The sequence below is a fragment of the Cupriavidus sp. 86D6 genome, from assembly GCF_057815095.1.
This window is the reverse complement of record NZ_JBYPSB010000005.1, coordinates 425,397-446,271: the sequence shown is the minus strand read 5'-3', so window position 1 is coordinate 446,271 and position 20,875 is coordinate 425,397. Positions and strand designations below refer to the sequence as shown.

Annotated in this window: 19 protein-coding genes; 10 read left to right on the top strand and 9 right to left on the bottom strand. The window is 68.2% G+C overall.

Features of this window, described 5'->3' with window-relative positions; genetic code table 11:
* Positions 1-9 precede the first annotated feature (9 nt).
* From AC3G88_RS15415 to AC3G88_RS15405, 3 genes are read left to right on the top strand one after another with little or no spacing between them, the layout of a single operon-like run.
* Positions 10-1,023, top strand: a complete 1,014-nt coding sequence (locus tag AC3G88_RS15415; protein ID WP_488771900.1) for an AAA family ATPase — start codon at positions 10-12, stop codon at positions 1,021-1,023.
* A complete protein-coding gene (locus AC3G88_RS15410) occupies positions 1,001-1,999 on the top strand; it encodes a DUF58 domain-containing protein (protein WP_488771901.1) in 999 nt (332 codons plus the stop codon). Before AC3G88_RS15415 ends, AC3G88_RS15410 begins: the two co-directional genes overlap by 23 nt.
* Positions 1,996-3,069 (top strand): VWA domain-containing protein, encoded by a 1,074-nt coding sequence (locus AC3G88_RS15405; protein WP_488771902.1) that lies wholly within the window; start codon positions 1,996-1,998, stop codon positions 3,067-3,069. The genes AC3G88_RS15410 and AC3G88_RS15405 overlap by 4 nt, the downstream gene beginning before the upstream one ends.
* A 21-nt stretch (positions 3,070-3,090) precedes the next feature.
* Here the strand turns inward: AC3G88_RS15405 and AC3G88_RS15400 are convergent, their stop codons facing one another.
* From AC3G88_RS15400 to AC3G88_RS15390, 3 genes are all read right to left on the bottom strand, one after another.
* Positions 3,091-3,564, bottom strand: coding sequence for a PaaI family thioesterase (locus AC3G88_RS15400; protein ID WP_249641023.1), 474 nt, complete (start codon positions 3,562-3,564; stop codon positions 3,091-3,093).
* A gap of 120 nt (positions 3,565-3,684) precedes the next feature.
* On the bottom strand, positions 3,685-4,926 hold the full coding sequence (locus tag AC3G88_RS15395; protein ID WP_488771903.1) for a GGDEF domain-containing protein: 1,242 nt from the start codon (positions 4,924-4,926) through the stop codon (positions 3,685-3,687).
* Positions 4,927-5,161: 235 nt separating this feature from the next.
* The gene (locus AC3G88_RS15390; RefSeq protein WP_488771904.1) at positions 5,162-5,935 is read right to left on the bottom strand and encodes an IclR family transcriptional regulator; all 774 of its coding nucleotides are present in this window, start codon (positions 5,933-5,935) and stop codon (positions 5,162-5,164) included.
* A 192-nt stretch (positions 5,936-6,127) separates the two neighbouring features.
* Here AC3G88_RS15390 and AC3G88_RS15385 point away from each other — a divergent pair, with 192 nt between their 5' ends.
* Positions 6,128-7,354, top strand: coding sequence for an MFS transporter (locus AC3G88_RS15385; RefSeq protein ID WP_488771905.1), 1,227 nt, complete (start codon positions 6,128-6,130; stop codon positions 7,352-7,354).
* Here AC3G88_RS15385 and AC3G88_RS15380 read toward each other — a convergent pair whose 3' ends face one another.
* The 5 genes from AC3G88_RS15380 to AC3G88_RS15360 form a co-directional block, all read right to left on the bottom strand.
* Complete coding sequence (locus AC3G88_RS15380) at positions 7,355-8,122, bottom strand: class I SAM-dependent methyltransferase (RefSeq protein ID WP_488771906.1); 768 nt, start codon at positions 8,120-8,122, stop codon at positions 7,355-7,357.
* Between the two features lie 67 nt (positions 8,123-8,189).
* On the bottom strand, positions 8,190-9,059 hold the full coding sequence (locus AC3G88_RS15375; protein ID WP_400394455.1) for an ABC transporter permease: 870 nt from the start codon (positions 9,057-9,059) through the stop codon (positions 8,190-8,192).
* A gap of 19 nt (positions 9,060-9,078) precedes the next feature.
* On the bottom strand, positions 9,079-9,951 hold the full coding sequence (locus tag AC3G88_RS15370; RefSeq protein WP_488771907.1) for an ABC transporter ATP-binding protein: 873 nt from the start codon (positions 9,949-9,951) through the stop codon (positions 9,079-9,081).
* Position 9,952: 1 nt separating this feature from the next.
* Complete coding sequence (locus AC3G88_RS15365) at positions 9,953-10,978, bottom strand: ABC transporter substrate-binding protein (RefSeq protein ID WP_488771908.1); 1,026 nt, start codon at positions 10,976-10,978, stop codon at positions 9,953-9,955.
* A 42-nt stretch (positions 10,979-11,020) separates the two neighbouring features.
* Positions 11,021-11,899, bottom strand: a complete 879-nt coding sequence (locus AC3G88_RS15360; RefSeq protein WP_153946031.1) for a TauD/TfdA dioxygenase family protein — start codon at positions 11,897-11,899, stop codon at positions 11,021-11,023.
* Positions 11,900-12,109: 210 nt separating this feature from the next.
* Between AC3G88_RS15360 and AC3G88_RS15355 the strand changes: the two genes are divergently transcribed.
* The 5 genes from AC3G88_RS15355 to AC3G88_RS15335 all read left to right on the top strand — a co-directional run bounded on the left by AC3G88_RS15355 (position 12,110) and on the right by AC3G88_RS15335 (position 17,298).
* Positions 12,110-13,093: an aliphatic sulfonate ABC transporter substrate-binding protein gene (locus tag AC3G88_RS15355; protein WP_488771909.1), complete on the top strand. Its 984-nt coding sequence runs from the start codon at positions 12,110-12,112 to the stop codon at positions 13,091-13,093.
* 171 nt (positions 13,094-13,264) lie between these two features.
* Positions 13,265-14,356, top strand: a complete 1,092-nt coding sequence (gene pdhA, locus AC3G88_RS15350) for a pyruvate dehydrogenase (acetyl-transferring) E1 component subunit alpha (RefSeq protein ID WP_488771910.1) — start codon at positions 13,265-13,267, stop codon at positions 14,354-14,356.
* Complete coding sequence (locus AC3G88_RS15345; protein WP_488771912.1) at positions 14,349-15,329, top strand: alpha-ketoacid dehydrogenase subunit beta; 981 nt, start codon at positions 14,349-14,351, stop codon at positions 15,327-15,329. The genes pdhA and AC3G88_RS15345 overlap by 8 nt, the downstream gene beginning before the upstream one ends.
* A 23-nt stretch (positions 15,330-15,352) precedes the next feature.
* The gene (locus AC3G88_RS15340; protein WP_488771913.1) at positions 15,353-16,486 is read left to right on the top strand and encodes a dihydrolipoamide acetyltransferase family protein; all 1,134 of its coding nucleotides are present in this window, start codon (positions 15,353-15,355) and stop codon (positions 16,484-16,486) included.
* Between the two features lie 155 nt (positions 16,487-16,641).
* Complete coding sequence (locus AC3G88_RS15335) at positions 16,642-17,298, top strand: peroxiredoxin (RefSeq protein WP_153946026.1); 657 nt, start codon at positions 16,642-16,644, stop codon at positions 17,296-17,298.
* Positions 17,299-17,652: 354 nt separating this feature from the next.
* Here AC3G88_RS15335 and AC3G88_RS15330 read toward each other — a convergent pair whose 3' ends face one another.
* Complete coding sequence (locus AC3G88_RS15330; protein ID WP_400394102.1) at positions 17,653-18,615, bottom strand: chemotaxis protein; 963 nt, start codon at positions 18,613-18,615, stop codon at positions 17,653-17,655.
* Between the two features lie 479 nt (positions 18,616-19,094).
* Here AC3G88_RS15330 and AC3G88_RS15325 point away from each other — a divergent pair, with 479 nt between their 5' ends.
* Positions 19,095-20,477, top strand: a complete 1,383-nt coding sequence (locus AC3G88_RS15325; RefSeq protein WP_488771914.1) for an NCS2 family permease — start codon at positions 19,095-19,097, stop codon at positions 20,475-20,477.
* Positions 20,478-20,875: the final 398 nt, after the last annotated feature.

Below are 20,875 nucleotides of genomic sequence, written 5' to 3'. Positions count from 1 at the left end.
CGGAGGCCCATGAACGACCCAGCCCGCGGCGCCATCGACAGCGCCAACCTGATGGAACGCCTGCTGTACGAGGTGAAGCGCGTGGTGGTGGGACAGGACCACTTCCTGGAACGGGTGCTGGTGGCCATGCTGGCCGGCGGGCACCTGCTGGTGGAAGGCGTGCCCGGCCTGGCCAAGACGCTGACGGTCAACACGCTGGCACGGACCATGAGCGGATCGTTCAAGCGCATCCAGTTCACGCCCGACCTGCTGCCCGCCGACCTGATCGGCACCCGCATGTACAACCAGGGCACCGGCGAGTTCTCCACGGTGCGCGGGCCGGTGTTCGCCCACCTGCTGCTGGCCGACGAAATCAACCGCGCGCCGGCCAAGGTACAGAGTGCACTGCTGGAAGTGATGCAGGAGAAACAGGTGACCATTGCCGGCGAATCGCATCCGGTGCCGGCACCGTTCCTGGTCATGGCCACGCAGAACCCGATCGAGACCGAGGGCACCTACCCGCTGCCCGAGGCCCAGGTGGACCGCTTCATGATGAAGGTGCTGGTGGGCTATCCCACCGAGGAAGAAGAGGTCGTGATCGTCAACCGCGTGACCGGCCCGCGCATCGGCGTGAACGCGATCGCCACGCCCGAGCACCTGGCCGGACTGCAGGAAGAGTGCCGCAAGGTGTACGTGGACCCGGGCCTGATCCAGTACGCGGTGCGCGTGGTGGCCGCCACGCGCAAACCCGCCAGCCATGGCCTGGACGATCTGGAGCGTTACGTGTCGTTCGGGGCCAGCCCGCGCGCCACGATCGGCCTTATCGAAGGGGCGCGCGCGCTGGCGTACCTGCGCGGCCGCGACTATGCCCTGCCCGAGGACGTGACCGACCTGGTGCCCGACGTACTGCGCCATCGCATCGTGCTGTCGTACGAGGCGATCTCCGATGCGGTGACGGCCGACCAGCTGATTGCCCGCATCCTGAAGGCGCTGCCGGTGCCGGAACGGCCCATGGAATCCCATGTTCGGGCGGCTGGGCGCTAGGCGGCGCCAAAGCGGCCCGACAGGCGTCGTCGCCGGAGACGGCGTGGCGCGCGTGGGTGCCAGCCAGACCGACGCGCTGCTGCGCCGGCTGGAATGGACCGTGGTCCGGCGGCTCGACGGCCTGCTGCAGGGCGACTACCGCACGCTGTTTCGCGGCTTCGGGCTCGATCTGGCGGACCTGCGCGAGTACCACCCCGGCGACGATGTGCGCCATATCGACTGGAACGTCACGGCCCGGCTGCAGACGCCGCATGTGCGCGAGTACCAAGAGGATCGCGAGGTGGCGGCCTGGTTTCTGCTGGACCTCAGCGCATCGGTCGATTTCGGGTCCGGCACGGTGCGCAAGCGCGACCTGCTGGCCGATTTTTCCACCGTCATGGCACTGCTGCTGACCCGCTACGGCAATCGCGTTGGCACCGTGCTGTACGGCGGCGCGGCCGATGCCTCTGCAGCGGTGGTGCCGGCGCGCGCCGGCCGCCGCCACCTGATGCATCTGCTGCACCGCATGCACGCCACGCCAGCCGCATCGCCGGGCGACACCCGCCTGCGCGACCTGCTGGAGCGTGCCCGCGCCGTCGCGAAGCGCCGCTCGGTGATGTTTGTCGTCTCGGACTTCATCAGCGCGCCCGGCTGGCAGGCATCGCTGGCGATGCTGGCGCGGCGCCACGAAGTGGTAGCCGTGCGGCTGGTCGATCCGCTGGAGCTGGCACTGCCCGACCTGGGCGTGGTGGTGATGCAGGACGCCGAAACCGGCGAGCAGATGGTGGTGGATACCCACGACAAGGGCTTTCGCAAGCGTTTCGCGGCGATCGCCGAGGCCCGGGAGGCCGAACTGCGCCTGGGCTTTGCCCGTGCCGGCGTGGACTGCCTGACCCTGTCCACCGACACCCGCCTGGACCTGGCACTGCTGCAGTTCGCGCGCCAGCGCAGCCGCCGGCCTGGCGCCGCGCGCGACGCCGTCAGGGGCATCGCATGATCGATGCGCTGAACCGGATGCCGGTGCTGAGCTTCCTGTGGCCGGCCATGCTGTGGCTGCTGGCGCTCGTGCTGCTGCTGGGCGCGGGCTACCTGTGGCTCGATGCTCGCCGGCGCCGCGCTGCCGCGCAATACCCGGCCTTGCGCGTCGCCGGCATGGCAGGCGCGGCCCACACCACCGGCAAGGCTCCGGCGAACTGGCGCCGGCATGTGGCGCCCGTATTCGCGCTGCTGGCGCTGACCGCACTGGTAGTGGCCATCGCCCGCCCTCAGGCGGTGATGGTTTTGCCATCACGGATCGAGACGGTCGTGCTGGTGATTGACCTGTCGGGCAGCATGCGCGCGCAGGACGTCAAGCCCAGCCGCCTGCGCGCCGCGCAGGGCGCGGCCAAGGTGCTGCTCGATGCGCAGCCGTCCGGCGTCAGTACGGGCGTGGTGGCGATGGCGGGCACCGCGGCCGTGGCGCAGGCGCCCAGCCGCCGCAAGGACGACGTGGCCGCCGCCATCGACAAGCTGCAGCCACAGGGCGGCACGGCGCTGGGCAACGGGCTGCTGATTGCGCTGACGACGTTGATGCCGCAACTGACGGAAGACGCGGCGCGGCTGATGAACGAGGACGGCCCCATTCCGAAATCAGGGCCGGTCGATACGGACGAGCCCGTCGCGCCGGGCTCCTACGCGGCCGGTGCGATCGTGCTGTTCTCCGACGGCGAGAGCAATGCCGGCCCGGCCGCAATGCAGGCCGCCCAGCTGGCTGCCGCCCACGGCGTGCGCATCTACACGGTGGGCGTGGGCACCGTCGAAGGCGTGGTGCTCAAGGCCGACGGCATGTCGGCCCGGGTCAAACTCGACGAACAGGTGCTGAAGCAGGTGGCCGACGCCACCGGTGCCGAGTACTTCCGGCTGGAAGACGCGTCGCGGCTCAAGACCGTGTACCGCGCCATCAACGCCCGGCTGGCCCATGGCAAGCGCGACCAGATCGAGGTCACCGCGTTCTTTGCCGCGCTGGGCGCCTTGCTGGCAACGTGCGCGGGGCTGCTGTCGCTATGGTGGTTCGGGCGCGTGCTGTAGCGTCAGACCGTCCCGGACCCGCTAGCGCGGCTGCAGCACCAGCAGTGTGGATGTGCCGTGCGCGAGCACGCGGCCCGAGGTATCGGTCACGCGGCAGTCCGCGGTGATGATCTGGCGGCCCTGCGTGATGACCCGCCCTTCGGCACGCACGCGCCCGGTATCGGGCTTGATGGCGCGCGAGAAATTGCCGCGGGTTTCCACTGTGGTGTAGCCGGTGCCCGCAGGCAGTACGGAATTGGCCGCGCACCCTGTGGCGCTGTCGATAAGCGTCAGCGCCCAGCCGCCATGCACGGTGCCCATCGGATTGAGAAGATGCACACCCGGATCGCCCTCGAACGCGGCAAACCCGTCGCCCACTTCGACCAGCCAGAAACCCAGCGCCTGGCCAATCGGCGGCTGCGGCAGCCGGCCTTCGACGATGGCCTCCAGCACGGCCTTGCCCGTCATGCCCGCGATGTCGGCGGGGTTCGCCACGCCATAGTGATAATCGGTCACGCACGTCTCCGTATTCTTGTGGGGGGGATCAGGATGTTTGCAGCGTAGCGGGCAAGCTTATCCCAATATCCCGGCAGCTGCCGGCGGAGGACGTGGAGTCGGCGTGGCGTCAGGCCGCCATCACGCCGCGGTGACGCAGTCCTGCCCGGCCGGGACGGCGGGCTCGGGGGGGTCGTCGGGCCGCATGCTGGAGGCCAGCACGAACTGGTCGCGGCCGCGCTGCTTGGCCATGTAGAGCGCACGGTCTGCTTCGGCGAACAGGCTGCGCCACAGGCCGTCGCGGCTCGACGGTCCGCCATGCAGCTGTGCCACGCCGATGCTGACGCTGGCATGGCCGCAGCCGGGGCCGTCGCCATCGGGCAACGCAATCGCCCTGACCTTGCGCAGGATACGGTTGGCCAGGGCCGTGGCCTGATGCTCGTCGGTATGCGGGCAGAGGATGCAGAATTCCTCGCCGCCGTAGCGCGCGGCAATGTCCGACGCGCGCCGCGAGTTGTCGAGCGCGGCGGCGATGTCGCGCAGCACCTGGTCGCCGGCGTGGTGGCCGTGCCGGTCGTTGACACGCTTGAAATGGTCGACGTCGATCACCAGGCACGACAGCGGGTCGCCGTCGCGCTGCCAGCGCGCCACCAAACCCATCGCGGTCATGTCCAGCGCGCCGCGATTGAGCAGGCCGGTCAGCGCATCGAGGCGCGCGCCGCTTTCGTTACGGGCGATGATCTGTTCCATCGCCATCAGGCTGAAGCCGAACAGGCCCAGCAGCACGGCCACCAGCGGCGCCAGTGGCCAGATCGACGCACTGGTCTGCAGGAAGAACGGCGTGATGGCCAGCCCCTTGAACGCGGCGCCGTAGCTGAGCGCCGCCACCTGCGATCCAAGCAGCACAAGGTGCGATGCCAGCACCAGCGGCCCGCCGATGCTGGTGCGGCCGCGGCGGCTGCGCAACATCGTGACGATGGTACTGAACGAGATCATGGCCAGCATGCCGTAGGCCACGCCGTGCAGCAGCACGCGGCCGTCCGACAGGCCGGACATCAGCACCAGCAGCACCAGCGTGATCAGGCCGACGATGCGCAACGGCAGCGCACGGTCCGCCAGTCCGTAATAGACACGCACGCCACGATAGATGGTCAGCCGGCCAATCAGATAGGCCCCGGCGCCCAGCGCCGATAGCTGCAGCGATTCGCCGGCGACGCTGGCGGCCACCACCAGACCGGCGCCCGATGCCACCACATGCCCGACCGCCCACAGGCGCCCTGCCTCGCTGGCGCGCAACGCGAGCACCAGCCCCGCGGCCATGACCAGCGTGCTGGAAAACACCACCATCATGACGACCAGAATCGTCTGCTGAGCCAGGTGCACGGGAATCCGTTTCCTCTTAAAGCTACCGGGGGCGGCTGCCGTTATGCACGTTAACCCTTGCTGGGTGACCGGACGTGAAGAACAGCGAATGGGAACGCCGCGAATGGACAGCACAAGAAGCGGCGAAAGCACGCATCATAGCCCGCTCACCGGCCGGGGCGCACCCCCGGCAAGCCGGGTACCCGTCGCATTTTTGCAATGGTTTGCACCCTGTGGATCGCGCTGGGCGGAATGCTCAGTCGTCCTGCGGCGGGGTGGTCGTCAACGATCCGGCGCTGGCCGGCCTGACCTCCGGGAACGTGCCGCCGAGTGCCAGCGTCAATGCGCGGGCGGCATCCAGCACCTGATCGCGGAAGGCCTCGCTGAAACGCGGCGTCGGGCAGGTGAGGGTCAGCGCCCCCTTGAGTTCGCCACCGGGGCCGAACACCGGCGAGGACACGCCGGCGATATCGGGGCTGCGGTCGCCCACCATGGCGATCACGCCTTCGTCGCGAATCCGCTGGTAGATCTCGCCACGCGCCCCGGCAAAGGCCCGCAGCACGCGTCCGCCCGCGCCGCGGTTACGCGGCAGCAGGTCGCCGGCGCGGATATGGTCGCGCACCGGCTGCGGCGAATCGACGCGATACAGGCACAGGCGGTGCTCGCCCTGCTCGACGTGGAACGCGGCCGATTCCCGGGTCACGCGCACCAGTTCGCGCAGGGCCGGCATCACCACCCCCTCCAGCGAGAACGACGCCGCGTAGACCGCGTTGAGCCGTGCCACTTCGGAGCCAAGCGCGTAGCGGCCGTCGGGTAGGCGCTGGATCAGCCGTGCATGTTCCAGCGAAGCCAGCAACCGCAGCAGCGTGCTCTTGTACAGGCCGCTGCGCTGCGCCAATTCGGCCAGGCCCAGCGACGTGTCGCCCTCACGGAAGACCGACAGCACGAAGAGCGCCCGATCGACGGCAATCGCACCGCCATCGGCGGCGTTCTTGTCGGCTTCGGACAGCTGGGCGGCTTTGCGTGGCATGGGCAGGCAGGACACATTGGAACGGGCGTCCACCGTATAGAACGGCCCGGCTGTTGTCAATGCAACCACACGGGCGCATCAATGGCCGGCGCGATGGCCGCAATGCCGGTATGATGGCGCCTTCCGGGTTTTCCCTAGGTCGTCGTACCAGGCGATCCGCAGCCCGGCCCACCCGCGCCTCCTGAATCACCCATGTCCGCCCCGAGTCATCCATCGATCACGCCACCGCATGGCGAATGCACCGCCGGCGATGTGACCCGCCGCATCCTTGCCGTCGTCTTTTTCAACTTCATCGCCTATCTGGCAGTTGGCCTGCCGATTGCCGTGGTGCCGGGCTTCGTCCACGGCGACCTGGGCTACAGCGCCGTCCTGGCTGGCCTGGCGGTGAGCATCCAGTACCTGGCCACGCTGATGAGCCGCCCCTGGGCCGGCACGCTGTGCGACACGCAAGGCCCGCAACGCTCGGTGCTGACCGGCCTGGCGCTGGTCACCGGCAGCGGCGTGCTGACTCTGGTGGCTTCGCTGTTCGCCGGAAGCGACTGGCTGGGGCTGGCCTGGCTGCTGGCGGGACGCCTGATGCTGGGCGCGGGCGAAAGCCTGGTCACCACGGGCACCATCGCCTGGGGCATCGGGAGCGCCGGCGCGCGGCACACCGCCAAGGTGATCTCGTGGAACGGTATCACCACGTATGGCGCGCTGGCCGTGGGCGCGCCGGCAGGCGTGGTCCTGGCCAAATGGGGCGGGCTGGGCACGATTGGCGTGGTCACCACGCTGATTGCCGGCGCGTCGCTGCTGCTGGCGCGACGCCGCCCGCCGGTGCCGGTGCTCAAGGGCGACCGTCTGCCGTTCCGCCGCGTCTTCCGCGCCATGACGCCGTTCGGCCTGTGCCTGGCGCTGGGCTCGGTTGGCTTTGGCGTGATCACGGCGTTCATCACGCTCTACTACAACAGCAAGGGCTGGGACCACGCCGCGCTGGCGCTGACGGCGCTCGGCACCTGCTTCGTGCTGACGCGCCTGGTGATGGCCGACGCCATCGCACGGTTCGGCGGCTATGCCGTGGCGCTGGTGTCGTTTGCCGTAGAAGCCGCTGGCCTGGGCATCATCTGGATGGCCCACGCGCCGTGGCAGGCGCTGGCGGGCGCGGCCGTGGTGGGCTTCGGCTTTTCGCTGGTGTTCCCCGCGCTGGGCATGGAAGCGGTCAAGCGCGTGCCGGCCACCAATCGTGGCTCGGCGCTGGGCGCCTACGCGCTGTTCCTCGATTTCGCGCTGGGCCTGACCGGCCCGGTGGCCGGCTGGATCGCCGCCCAGGGCAACTACCCGGGCGTCTACCTGTTTGCCGCGCTGAGTGCCGTGCTGGCGCTGGTGCTGAGCCAGCTGCTGGCCGCGCGGTATCGCGGCCAGCTCGCCCCTGCCACCTGATTACAGACGTTCGCAGCAATACGCTTCGGTACTGTAGGGAAACGACACCTGGTCGCGGCCCTGCAGCGCGGGATCGCCGTCGATCACCGCATGCAGGCGCGCACGCACGGCGTCCTGCTCCGGCTGCGGCAGCGACGCGATAAAGCTGACCGACATCACGCGGTCGACGATCACCTGCTCCGGCGCGCCGGTATGCGTATAGGGAAAGCGCGTCAGGCCAAGCGGCCCGAAGCCATCGGCCGGGAAGACCTTCTTCCAGTCGCCCTTGTAGAAGCGCGGCGCATCGCCCTCGTAGGGCGTCATGATTTCGGTCAGCCTGGCCACCCAGCCCACCGATTCGTCGCGCACATTCCAGACCAGCCCGAGCCGGCCGCCCGGCTTCAGCACACGGCCGATTTCGCGCATGGCGGCGGCATTGGCAAACCAGTGAAAGGCCTGCGCGCAGACCACGGCATCCACGCTGGCGTCGGGCAGCGGCATCGATTCCGCGCTGCCCTGCACGGCGCGCACCGCCGGCAACCTGCCCGAAAGCTGGGCCCGCATGGCATCGACCGGTTCCACGGCAATGACGCTGGCGCCGGTGGGCAGCAGCAGGCGCGTGAACTTGCCGGTGCCGGCGCCCAGGTCGACCACGGTCTTGCCGGGTGCCAGGCCCAGCGTGTCGCGCAGCCAGGCGGTGAGTTCGGCGGGATAATCGGGACGCCCGCGGGCGTAGGTATCGGCCTGGGACGAGAAGCCCTGGGCGGCGGCATGATGGATTGTCGTCATGACCCCGCACGATACGCCGGCGGCGTGACATCGACAAGTCGCACCGCCGCGGGCGGCGCGGCTTCTTTCAGTGCTGCAGGCCCCAGCGGCGTACCGTCAGGCGTTCCAGCGTCGTGAAAACCAGCCCTTCCACCGCTAGCCCGATCAGGATCACCGTGGCCAGCCCGGCGAAGACGCGGTCGGTGTAAAGCTCGTTGCGGTTCTGGAAGATGTACCAGCCCAGCCCGCCCTTGCCCGACGACGCGCCAAACACCAGTTCGGCCGCGATCAGCGTGCGCCAGGCAAACGCCCAGCCGATCTTGAGGCCCGACAGGATGGCCGGCAGCGCCGCCGGCACGAGGATCAGCACCACATAGCGCAGGCCGCGCAGCCCATAGTTGCGGCCCGCCATGCGCAGCGTTTCGGGCACGCCGCGAAACCCCGCGTAGGTATTCAGCGCCAGCGGCCACAGCACCGAATGGATCAGCACGAACACCAGGCTGCCCGTACCCAGCCCGAACCACAGCAGCGCCAGCGGCAGCAACGCGATGGCCGGCAGCGGATTGAACATGGCCGTCAGCGTATCGAGCAGATCGCGCCCGATGCGCGTCGACACCGCCACGGTGGTCAGCGCAAACGCCAGCACGATGCCGGCCGCGTAGCCCTGCAACAGGATCGACAGCGACACCACGGCCTTGCCCGGCAGCTCGCCGCTGGCGATGGCCGCCACGAACGCGCGCGCCGTGGCCAGGAAGGTCGGCAGCAACAGGTCGTTGTCCTGCACGCGGGCGATGGCTTCCCAGGCAACGGCCAGCACCAGCAGGATCAAGGCCTTGCGCAGCCAGCCCTGCTGCCACAGCTGCCGGTACCACGGCAGCGCACGGGACAGCGGCACGGCCGTGAAGGGTTCGAGTTCGCGCTCGTATTCGGGGCGCAGCGTGGGGAGGATCGTCGACATGATGTGGCAGTGGGAGCGTTCAGTGCGTGGCAGCGTGGCGGGGGCGGCCCGAAGCGGAATCGGCCCCGGCCGGCGTGTCGAACAGCATCGCGTGGATGCGTTGGGCAGCCTGCTGGAATTCCGCGCTGCCCTGGCTGGCCAGCGAAAACTGGTGGCTGTTCAGTTCGGCACGAACGCGGCCCGGATGCGGCGACAGCAGCAGGATGCGGCTGCCCACCACCAGCGCCTCTTCGATCGAATGGGTCACGAACAGCAGCGTAAAGGCGGCCTCGTCCCACAGCGCCAGCAGTTCTTCCTGCATGCGCCGGCGCGTCAGCGCGTCCAGCGCGGCGAACGGTTCGTCCATCAGCAGCACCTTGGGCCGCGTGGCCAGCGCACGGGCAATCGCCACGCGCTGCTTCATGCCGCCGGACAGCGTGTGCGGATAGGCATCGGCAAAGGCCGCCAGGCCAACCTTGTCCAGGAAATGCATGGCCACGTCGCTGGCCTCGGCCTTCGACAGGCCGCGCGCCTGGCGCAGCGGGAACATCACGTTCTGCCTGACGGTCTTCCACGGCGGCAGCTGGTCGAATTCCTGGAACACGACGATGCGGTCCGGGCCCGGTGCCTGCACGCGCTGCCCTTCGAGCCGGATCTCGCCCTCGGCGGGCGGCACGAAGCCGGCCACGGCCTTGAGCAGCGTCGACTTGCCGCAACCGGACGGCCCCAGCAGCACGAAGCGGTCCGACGCGTGCACGTCGAAGCTCACGCGGTGCGTGGCACGCACCACGCGCGTCGGCGTGCGGTATTCGAGCGACACGCCATCCACCTGCAGCAGCGGCTGCGGATGGGGCACCACGCGAAGGTGAGGGTTGCCGTGATTGCCGTGGCTGCCGTGATATCCGTCTGCCATGTCAGCTCCCCTGCGCGGTGGCCGGGTCCTGGAAGAAATAGTCCTGCCAGGACGCCGGACGGTTCTTGATGGCGCCCACGCGATGCATGAAATCGGCAAGCGGATAGGTGTTCTGCGGCGCCACCTTGAACTGCACCTGCGGGTTCTTGAGGATCTTCACCAGCAGCGCGCGGTCGATCTTGGCCTTGTTCACCCGGATGTAGAGGTCGGCGGCCGCCTCGGGGTTCTTCGTCGCAAACGCGGCAGCCTCGCCCAGCGCATCGACAAACGCGCGATAGGTCTTGGGGTTCTCGTTGCGGAATTTCTCGGTGGCGTACAGCACCGTGGCCGAACTGGGGCCGCCGAGCACGTCGTACGAGCTCAGCACGATGCGCGCGTTCGGGTTGCCGGCCAGTTCCTGCTCCTGGAACGGCGGATTGCCGAAGTGGCCCGTGATTTCGGTGCCGCCCGCAATGATCGCGGCGGCGGCATCGGGGTGCGGCACGGCCACGGTCCATTTGTCCAGGCGGTTGAACTCCTTGTCGCCCCACTGCTTGGCGGCGGCCAGTTGCAGCACGCGCGACTGCACCGATACGGTCACCGCCGGCAGCGCGATGCGGTCCTTGTCCGAGAAGTCCGCAATCGACTTCACCTTGGGATTGTTCGAAACCAGGTAGTACGGGAAGTTGCCCAGCGACGCCACGCCCTTGACGTTCTGGCGGCCGTGCGTGCGGTCCCACAGCGTCAGCAGCGGGCCCACGCCGGCACCGGCGATGTCGATGGCGCCCGACAGCAGCGCGTCGTTCACGGCCGATCCGCCTGACAGCTGCGTCCATTCCACCTTGACGTCGACACCCTGCTGCTTGCCGTGCTTCTCGATCAGCTGCTGGTCACGCGCCACGTTCAGCAGCAGGTAGACCACGCCGAACTGCTCGGCAATGCGGATCTTGCCCTCCGCATGCGCGGTGCCGGTCAATGCCAGCCCGGCGGTCAGGACGGCCAGCGTGGCACGGCGGGCGAAGGGGGTGGCAAACGAAAATACTGACATGCGTAAGGCTCCGGGGACGCTTGGATGGAATGTGGGTGAGGCTCAGAACGGCGTATCGCCTTCGATCGTGGTGCGGAACATCACGCGGCGCAGGTGGTCAGGCGTGCCGGCCGCCAGGTGCAGCAGCGAGCGGTTGTCCCAGAACACCAGGTCGTGCTCGCGCCACTGGTGGCGGTAGACGTACTCGGGCCGCACGCTGTGCGCGAACAGTTCGTCGAGCAGCGCGCGGCTTTCGTCGTCGGGCAGGCCGACGATCTTCGTCGTGAAATGCTCGCTGACGAACAGCGCGCGGCGGCCGGTCTCCGGATGGGTGCGCACCACCGGATGCACCACGGGCTTGACCTGCGCGATCTGCTCGGGCGTCAGGTTCGGCCGCCAGGGGCTGCGCTTCTGCAGCTCGGCGTAGCGCGCCAGGTAGGTGTGTTCGGCGGTCAGCCCGTCGATCTTCTGCTTCAGCGCCGCCGGCAGGCCATCATATGCGGCGTGCATGTTGGCGAAGAGCGTGTCGCCGCCCTCGGCCGGCAGTTCGATGGCATGGAGCAGCGAGCCCAGGCTGGGCGTTTCCTTGTACGACAGGTCCGAATGCCAGAAATGGCCTGCGTCGCCCAGCCCGATCGGCTTGCCGTCCTTCAGCACGTTGGACACGATCAGGATCTCGGGATGATCGGCCAGCTGGAACTGGTGCAGCACATGGATCTGCAGCGGGCCAAAGCGGCGGCTGAACGCGATCTGCTGGGCCGGCGTGATGCGCTGGTCGCGGAACACCACCACGTGGTGGTCCAGGTGGGCGCGATGGATGCGCCGGAAATCTTCGGCGGAAAGCGGCCGATCGAGGTCGAGCCCGATCACTTCCGCACCGAGGGCGGCATTCAGCGGGCGGATCTCGAAATCCTGCACGGTATCTACATCGGCAATGGTCATGGCAATTCTTGGCCTTGGGGGAAGCACAAGCCTTGCACTCTAGGGAGCCACGACGCCGCACACAACGAATCAAATCGCGCGCCGTTATGCGGCCAGCGCATATGGCGCGTCGATGTGCGGCCGGCGCATAAGCAAACGCACTTTCCTTCGTTCCCGTGCCGCACCGCGCTCCGTACGCTCACCGGTTGGTTCTTTCGAAGGATTGCCGCAATGTCATCCCCCAACCCCACCCGCCGGCGCGTCGTGCTGGCCGGCATGGCCGGCCTGGGCGCCGTCGTCGCGCCCGCCATCTGGTCCACGGCGGCGCTGGCCGCCGACGCGCCCGAGACGCTGCGTATCGGCTACCAGAAGTCGTCGACGCTGATGATCTGGCTGAAGTCGCGGCAGGCTCTGGAACAGGCGCTGGCGCCGCGCAAGGTCAGCGTGCAGTGGCACGAGTTCACCTCGGGGCTGCCGCTGCTGGAATCGCTCAACGTGGGCAACCTCGACCTGACCGCCGACGTGGCCGATGCCGTGCCGCCGTTCGCACTGGCCGCTGGCGCCAGCATGACGTACTACGCCATCGAATCGCCGTCACCCACGGCGCAGGCTATCGTGGTGCGCAGCGACTCGCCGATCCGGTCGGTGGCCCAGCTCAAGGGGCAGCGCGTCGCGTTCTCCAAGGGTGCCGGCGCGCACTACCTGCTGCTGGAGGCTTTGAACGAAGCAGGCCTGTCGATGCGCGACATCGAACCCGCATACCTGACGCCGGCCGATGCCCGCGCGGCGTTCGAGCGCGGCAGCGTGGCCGCCTGGGTGATCTGGGACCCGTTCCTGGCGGCGGTGCAGCGCCAGGCCAACGCGCGCATCCTGCGTGACGGCGTGAAGCTGTCGAGCTACCGGCGCTTTTACCTGGCCGCCACGCCGTATGCAAAGCGCCGGCCCGACGTGCTGGCCACGGTCTATGGCGAACTGCGGCGCGCCGGCGAATGGATCAAGGCCAACCCCGCCGAGGCCGCCGCATGGCACGCACCGCTGATCGGGCTGGACGCCGCCACCGTCGAAGCCGCCAACGCGCGGCGCACCTACCAGGTACAGCCCGTGGACGGCGCCGCGCTCGACGAGCAGCAGCGCATCGCCGACGCCTTCGCCGCCCAGGCCATCCTGCCGCGCAAGGTCACCGTGGCCGCTTCGCCGGTGTGGAAGCCCGCGTGAACATGCCCGATACCTGAGCGCGCCCGCCACGGGAGCGGTTGAACGCCCGGTACGTCTTGCCGTGCGCCACCGCACGCCCCGTCCCCTGTTCCGTGCCCTATAGTCGAAGGCAGCAGCGTCCACAAGATGCTGCGCCGCACAGGACACAGCGAACCACAAGGGGACCACCACATGGGCACTGTTGCGCGCTTTGACATCGGCTTTACCCGCTATCTTTTGCCCGAGGGCGCGCCCGCCCCGGACCTTCCCGCCTTCGCCCGCGACCCCGCCGCCCTGCTGCCGCTGTATCGCGCCATGGTGCTCACCCGGCAGTTCGACCTCAAGGCCATCGCCATGCAGCGCACGGGCCAGATCGGTACGTTCGCGTCGGCGCTGGGCCAGGAGGCCATCGGCGTGGGCGTGGCCACGGCCATGCGGGCGGACGACGTACTGATCCCCTCCTACCGTGACCATGCCGCGCAATTTGTGCGGGGCGTCACCATGACGGAGAGCCTGCTGTATTGGGGCGGCGACGAACGGGGCAGCGGATTTGCGGCAGTGCCGCACGACTTTGGCAATTGCGTACCGATCGGCACCCAGGTCGGCCATGCGGCCGGCGTGGCCTACGCGTTCCGGTTGCGCCGCCAGCCGCGCGTGGCGGTCTGCATCATCGGCGACGGCGGCACGTCCAACGGGGCGTTCTACGAAGGCATGAACATGGCCGGCGCGTGGCAGGTGCCGCTGGTCATCGTCATCAACAACAACCAGTGGGCCATCTCGATGCCGCGGGCCAAACAGACAGCGGCGGCCACGCTGGCGCAGAAGGCCATTGCGGCAGGCATCCCGGGCGAGCAGGTGGATGGCAATGACGTCATTGCCGTGCGCGAACGCGTGGGCGACGCCATCGAACGGGCGCGCGACGGGGCGGGCCCGGCGCTGATCGAGGCCGTCACGTACCGGCTGGGCGACCACACCACGGCCGACGATGCCTCGCGTTATCGCGACGACGCCACGGTCAAGGACGCCTGGCTGCACGAGCCCATCAAGCGCATGCGTGACTACCTGGCCAGCGTGGGTGCCTGGGATGCCGGGCAGGAAGAGGCGCTGGTCCGCGAATGCCAGCAGGCCGTGGCCGCCGCCGTGGAAGCCTATCTGCAACTGCCCCACCCCGATGTCTCGGCGATGTTCGATTGCCTCTACGAGACGCTGCCGGCCGCGATGGCCGACCAGCTCGACACCGCGCAACGCTACGCCGCGCAGGACCAGGAGACCCATCATGGCTGAACTGCATATGGTGGAAGCGGTCAACCTGGCGCTGGCCCACGCGCTGGAACACGACCCCGACGTGGTACTGCTGGGCGAGGACATCGGCGTCAACGGCGGCGTGTTCCGCTCGACGGTCGGCCTGCAGCAGCGTTTTGGCGATGCGCGCGTCATCGACACGCCGCTGGCGGAAGGCGGCATCGTCGGCGCGGCCATCGGCATGGCGGCGATGGGCCTCAAGCCCGTAGCGGAGATCCAGTTCGCGGGCTTCATCTATCCGGCCATCGACAACATCCTGAACCACGCCGGTCACCTGCGGCACCGCACGCGCGGCCGGCTCAGCTGTCCGCTGGTGGTGCGCGCGCCCAGCGGGGCCGGCATCCACGCGCCAGAGCACCACTCCGAAAGCCCGGAGGCGCTGTTCGCACATATCCCGGGCCTGCGCGTGGTCATGCCGTCGTCGCCGGCCCGCGCCTACGGCCTGCTGCTGGCCGCGATCCGCGACCCCGACCCGGTGATCTTCTTCGAGCCGACCCGGCTCTATCGCCTGTTCCGGCAGGAGGTGGAGGACACCGGCGAGGCGCTGCCGCTCGATGCCTGCTTCACGCTTCGCGACGGCACCGACATTACGCTGGTCAGCTGGGGCGCAATGGTCCAGGAAACGCTGGCCGCCGCCGACCTGCTGGCCGACGAGGGCATCGCTGCCGCCGTGATCGACGTGGCCACGATCAAGCCGCTGGACATGGAGACGATCCTGGAATCGGTGGCGCAAAGCGGCCGCTGCGTGATCGTGCACGAGGCGCCGCGCACGGCCGGCGTCGGCGCCGAGATCGCGGCGAACCTGGCCGATGCCGGGCTTTATTCGCTCAGCGCGCCGGTGCAGCGCGTAACCGGCTACGACACCGTGGTGCCGCTGGCGCGGCTGGAGCATAGCTACCTGCCGTCGGTGGCGCAGATCGTGGACGCGGCACGGCGCGCACTGGACGCCGGCTAGGCACCGCCCATCAGGAGACAACGATGCGGATCTTCAAGCTGCCCGACCTGGGCGAAGGCCTGCAGGAAGCCGAGATCGTGACGTGGCACGTCAAGCCCGGCGACACCGTACAGGCCGACCAGCCGCTGCTGGCGGTGGAAACCGCCAAGGCGATCGTCGAGATTCCGTCGCCGTTCGCCGGCCAGGTGGCCAGGCTGTACGCGCAGCCCGGCGACATCGTCCACCTGGGCGCCCCGCTGGTGGGCTTCGAAGGCGCGGGCGCGGCCGACGATGCAGGTACCGTGGTGGGCAACGTCAAGGTGGGCACGCACGTGGTGCGCGAAGGCGAAACACGCGTGGGCGCCGCCGGCATCCAGGGCGGCCACGGCCTCAAGGCCACGCCTGCGGTGCGCGCGCTGGCGCGCAAGCTGTCGGTGGACCTGGCCATGGTGACGCCCTCGGGCCGCGACGGGGTGATCACCGCCACCGACGTGCAGCGGGTGGCCACCACGCTGGCCGAAGTCGGCCCGGCGGAGGTGGTGCGCGGTGTGCGGCGCGCCATGGCCCAGAACATGGCGCGCGCGCAAAGCGAGGTGGCCGCCGCCACCGTCATGGACGATGCCGACCTGCACGCGTGGCAGACCGTGGGCAGCACGGCCGCCGGGCATGACGTCACGATCCGCCTGGTGCGGGCGCTGGTGGCCGGGGTACGCGCCGAGCCCGCGCTCAACGCCTGGTACGAGGGCCACACAGGCCGCCGCCATCTGCTTGAACGCATCGATGTGGGCATTGCGGCGGACCTGCCCGAGGGGCTGTTCGTGCCGGTCCTGCGCAATGTGGGCAAGCGCGATGCGGCCGACCTGCGCCACGGGCTCGACCGGATGCGGGCCGACATCAAGGCCCGTACTATCGCCCCGGAGGAAATGCGCGGCAATACCATCACGCTGTCGAACTTCGGCATGATCGCGGGCCGCTATGCGGCGCCGATCGTGGTGCCGCCCACGGTGGCGATCCTCGGTGCCGGGCGCATCCGGGACGAAGTGGTGGCCGCCGGCGGGCAGCCGGCCGTGCATCGCGTGATGCCGCTGTCGCTGACGTTCGACCACCGCGTGGTCACCGGTGGCGAGGCGGCGCGCTTCCTGCGCGCGGTAATCACCGACCTGGAACGCCCGGACTAGGGCCGTGTGACGCCCGCGTTACCGGGAAAATTCCGCCATCGGAACGAGGGCATTCGCACGCCGGCTTCCTATACTGGATAGCCCCGGCCATGGCGACTGCCGCGCGTGCCGGACATCGCATCCGACAACTGCATACCACCTGAAGGAGCCAGACCATGGCCATCCGCATTGGCGAGACCGCCCCGGACTTCACCGCAGAGACCACCGAGGGCAAGATCAATTTCCACGAATGGATCGGCGACAGCTGGGCCATCCTGTTCTCGCACCCCAAGGACTTCACGCCGGTCTGCACCACCGAACTGGGCTACATGGCCAAGCTGAAGCCCGAATTCGACAAGCGCAATACAAAGATCATCGGCCTGTCGATCGACCCCGTGGGCGACCATTCGCGCTGGGCCAAGGACATCGAGGAAACGCAGGGCACCGCCGTGAACTTCCCGATGATCGGCGACCCCGACCTGACCGTGGCCAAGCTCTACGACATGATCCATCCGGAGGCCAGCGGCGGCGGCCCGCGCACCGCCGTCGACAACGCCACGATCCGCTCGGTGTTCTGGATCGGCCCGGACAAGAAGATCAAGGCCATGCTGGTCTATCCGATGAGCGCCGGCCGCAATTTCGACGAAGTGCTACGCCTGCTGGATTCGCTGCAGCTCAACGCCAAGCACACGGTGGCCACGCCCGTGAACTGGAAACCGGGCGACGACGTGATTATCCCGACTTCAGTTTCCGACGAGGACGCAAAGAAGAAATATCCGGACGGATTCAAGACGCTGAAGCCGTATCTGCGTACGGTGGCCCAACCAAAGTAACCCGCGGCCGGGGTCACTCGATGGGATGAGCCAATGGTCCGGTATACCTGTTTGAGTTAGTCCATCTGGCCTGTGGAACTATCCACAGGTTGCGTGGATAATCGCCCTCTTGACAGCCCGCAAACCCGCGCCAGCCTTGAGATGAGCTGGACTGCCTTTTTTTTGGGCAAACGCCGTTGCGGGGGTTTTATTGCCTTCGACGGCGATTTATGCAGGGCGCCCCCGAACCCCAAAACGACGCGCCCCTCGCCCGCATGACGGGAGAGGGGCGCAAGTTTCCGGTATTTCCGGCTGCGGTATTTCCGGCTGCGGTATTTCCGGCTCGGTATTTCCGGCTTGTTTTCGATTATTCGCTTACGGATGCCGCGCCAGCACGCCGCGGATCGTATCGGCCAGGTCCTTGGCCAGGAACTTCGACACGTAGGCGTCGGCGCCCACCTTGCGCACGTGCTCTTCGCTGGCCTCGCCCGACAGCGACGAATGGATGATGACGGGCAGCGACTTCAGCCGTGCATCGGCCTTGATCTTGCGGGTCAGCGTGAAGCCGTCCATCTCCGGCATTTCCAGATCGGTCAGTACCAGCGCCACTTCGTCGCGGATCGGACGGCCCTGGGTGGCGGTCAGTTCGGCGATCTGGCCCAGCATCTCCCAGGCTTCCTGACCGGTCTTGGTCATCACCACCTGCACGCCCATGGCCTTGAGGCCGTTCTCGATCAGCCCGCGCGCCAGCGCCGAGTCGTCGGCGCACAGGATCTTGCTGCCCGGGCGCAGGTTCAGTTGCGGGCCCACCGTGGCGGGGTCCACGTCAGGCTGGCGGGTCGGCAGTACGTCGCGCAGGATCTGCTCGACGTCCAGCACCTGCACAAGGCGGGGGTTGTCGCCGCCGACATCGAGCTTGGCGATGCTGGTCACCAGCCCGCCCTTGACGCTGTTCTCGGCCGAAATCACCTGGCTCCAGTCCAGTCGTACGATCTCTTCGACAGCCTCGACCGCAAAGCCTTGCGTCGAACGTGCGTACTCGGTCACCAGCATGATGTTCAGGCCCGACTTCGGCTTGCATTCCAGCAGGCGGGGCAGGTCGATGACCGGAATCACCTGGCCGCGGATATCGGCCATGCCCAGGATCGAAGGCTCGGCGCCCACCACCGTGGTGACCGGCGGCATGACCAGGATTTCCCTGACCTTGAAAACGTTGATGCCGAACAGTTCGGACTGTCCGCTATGCGTCGCATCGCCAAGTCGGAACAACAGCAACTCGAACTGGTTGTTGTTGGTCAGGTTGGTGCGCTCGTCGATGTCTCTCATCGCGCTGGTCATGCTGTGGCTCCGCTTCGGCTCGGTATGTGTGGATATGGGTGTTGCCAAGGGGCTATCGGCGCCCCTGCCGTGACCTTTAGCCCGACATGCGCCACGGCGACCGGGTGTGACGCATCGGTGGCCCCTTTCCCGGCACTTCCAGGCCTCGGCACCGCGGACGGCGGCGATTGCGGGAAATCCCTGAGCCGTCCCAGGCACCGCCCGGCCGTGGTTATTCAGGCGACGGCATGTTCCGCATGCGGCGCCAATGATGAACCTGGCGGATGGCTCGCCTACCTTTGAGCCTCGCCGGATCCCGCCCGCCAGAGGCATCGGACCGGCACCCGGCCCAAGTGGTCGGACACCGAGGAACGAGACGCCCGCACCCCTTGCCCGATGCCAGCGGCAACTCCGCCCTCGCACCCCCGGAACCACGTGAGACGAGGCTGACGCCCGATCCGTACGCGGACGCGCGCAGCGCCCCAGCAAGGAGACAGACCATGATCGAACAGCCGTATCCGTCCGTGACGGACGTGGACGCTGCACCGCCGCAGGCCGGCGGCAAGCTCGACCAGTATTTCGAGATCAGTTCACGCGGCAGCACCCAGCGGCGCGAAGTGCTGGCCGGCGTGACCACTTTCATGGCGATGGTGTATGCCGTGTTCGTCGTGCCCGGCATGCTGGGCAAGGCCGGCTTCGACACCAGCGCCGTATTCGTGGCCGTCTGCCTGACCACGGCGTTCGGCTCGCTGCTGATGGGACTGTGGGCCAGGCTGCCGATTGCCATCGGCTGCGCCATTTCGCTGACCGCGTTCATGGCCTTTGGCCTGGTGCTGGGCCAGAAGCTGTCGCCTGCCGTGGCGCTGGGCGCGGTATTCCTGATGGGCGTGGTGTTCACGGCCATCTCGGTCACGGGCGTGCGCTCGTGGATTCTGCGCAACCTGCCCGCGGGCGTGGCGCACGGCGCGGGCATCGGCATCGGGCTGTTCCTGCTGCTGATCGCCTCCAACGACGTGGGCCTGGTGGTCAAGAACCCCGGCCCCGGACTGCCGGTGGCGCTGGGCCACATCACGGCGTTCCCCGTGATGATGTCGGTGCTGGGCCTGGCCGCGATCTTCGGCCTGGAACGCCGCCGCGTGCCGGGCGGCATCCTGCTGGTGATCGTCGCGATCTCCGCGCTGGGGCTGATGTTCGACCCGGCCGTGAAGTACACCGGCGTGTTTGCGCTGCCGTCGCTGTCCGCACCGGGCCACGCGTCGCTGATCGGCGCGATGGACATTCGCGGTGCCCTGTCGGCGGCCGTGCTGCCCAGCGTGCTGGCGCTGGTGATGACGGCGGTCTTCGACGCCACCGGCACGATCCGCGCCGTGGCCGGCCAGGCCAACCAGCTCGACGCCACGGGCCGCATCCACAATGGCGGCCGGGCACTGACCGCCGACTCCGTCAGCTCGATCTTCTCGGCGTTCTTCGGTGGCGCACCGGCCGCGGCCTATATCGAATCGACCGTAGGCGTGGCCGCCGGCGCGCGCACCGGCCTGGCCGCCGTCACCGTCGGCCTGCTGTTCCTGGCCGTGATGTTCTTCTCGCCGCTGGCCGGCCTGGTGCCGTCGTACGCCACGGCGCCCGCGCTGATGTACGTGGGCCTGCTGATGCTGTCCAGCGTATCGCGCCTGCATATGGACGATATGGTCGATTCACTGGCCGGCCTGGTCTGCGCCGTATTTATCGTGCTGACCTGCAATATCGTCACCGGCATCATGCTCGGCTTCTGCACGCTGGTCATTGGCCGCATCGTTGCCGGCGAATGGCGCAAGCTCAATGTCGGCACGGTGGCCATTGCGGTGGCGCTTGCCGCGTTTTACGCCGGCGGCTGGGCCATCTGACAAGCGCCTTCCCGGAACATCAGAAGAATTCCGCCGTGGCGGTCGATGGCCATCGATTGGCCACGGTGCAGGCAACGGCGTCTCCTCCACCTGGGATGACCGGTGGATTTCCAGGCCCTCGGGACTTTCCCCCGGGGCCTTTTTTTATATCCACATCCGGCCATTCGCCCGCCTGACAAAAATACCAATACTGACAATCATTGCAGGCGGCTGCCCGCCCCGCGAATGAAAGGCCAACGAAAGCAACGGCCTTCGCTGGATAAAAATCGACATCGATTTGCCGGGATCGCAGCCGGCGCCTACATGAATATCCCGCGCTTGCGGTTGCCTCGCATTACCAATTCTGGTTAGGATGCAGACCGGCGCCATTGACCGCCAAATAGATTCCGGAACATTCC

Coding starts and splice junctions, on each gene's coding strand:
- AC3G88_RS15330 (WP_400394102.1), bottom strand. CDS start 18,615: ATGACCAGCGCGATGAGAGACATCGACGAGCGCACCAACCTGACCAAC.
- AC3G88_RS15415 (WP_488771900.1), top strand. CDS start 10: ATGAACGACCCAGCCCGCGGCGCCATCGACAGCGCCAACCTGATGGAA.
- pdhA (WP_488771910.1), top strand. CDS start 13,265: ATGGGCACTGTTGCGCGCTTTGACATCGGCTTTACCCGCTATCTTTTG.
- AC3G88_RS15325 (WP_488771914.1), top strand. CDS start 19,095: ATGATCGAACAGCCGTATCCGTCCGTGACGGACGTGGACGCTGCACCG.
- AC3G88_RS15380 (WP_488771906.1), bottom strand. CDS start 8,122: ATGACGACAATCCATCATGCCGCCGCCCAGGGCTTCTCGTCCCAGGCC.
- AC3G88_RS15340 (WP_488771913.1), top strand. CDS start 15,353: ATGCGGATCTTCAAGCTGCCCGACCTGGGCGAAGGCCTGCAGGAAGCC.
- AC3G88_RS15375 (WP_400394455.1), bottom strand. CDS start 9,059: ATGTCGACGATCCTCCCCACGCTGCGCCCCGAATACGAGCGCGAACTC.
- AC3G88_RS15370 (WP_488771907.1), bottom strand. CDS start 9,951: ATGGCAGACGGATATCACGGCAGCCACGGCAATCACGGCAACCCTCAC.
- AC3G88_RS15365 (WP_488771908.1), bottom strand. CDS start 10,978: ATGTCAGTATTTTCGTTTGCCACCCCCTTCGCCCGCCGTGCCACGCTG.
- AC3G88_RS15345 (WP_488771912.1), top strand. CDS start 14,349: ATGGCTGAACTGCATATGGTGGAAGCGGTCAACCTGGCGCTGGCCCAC.
- AC3G88_RS15405 (WP_488771902.1), top strand. CDS start 1,996: ATGATCGATGCGCTGAACCGGATGCCGGTGCTGAGCTTCCTGTGGCCG.
- AC3G88_RS15410 (WP_488771901.1), top strand. CDS start 1,001: ATGTTCGGGCGGCTGGGCGCTAGGCGGCGCCAAAGCGGCCCGACAGGC.
- AC3G88_RS15360 (WP_153946031.1), bottom strand. CDS start 11,899: ATGACCATTGCCGATGTAGATACCGTGCAGGATTTCGAGATCCGCCCG.
- AC3G88_RS15385 (WP_488771905.1), top strand. CDS start 6,128: ATGTCCGCCCCGAGTCATCCATCGATCACGCCACCGCATGGCGAATGC.
- AC3G88_RS15390 (WP_488771904.1), bottom strand. CDS start 5,935: ATGCCACGCAAAGCCGCCCAGCTGTCCGAAGCCGACAAGAACGCCGCC.
- AC3G88_RS15335 (WP_153946026.1), top strand. CDS start 16,642: ATGGCCATCCGCATTGGCGAGACCGCCCCGGACTTCACCGCAGAGACC.
- AC3G88_RS15355 (WP_488771909.1), top strand. CDS start 12,110: ATGTCATCCCCCAACCCCACCCGCCGGCGCGTCGTGCTGGCCGGCATG.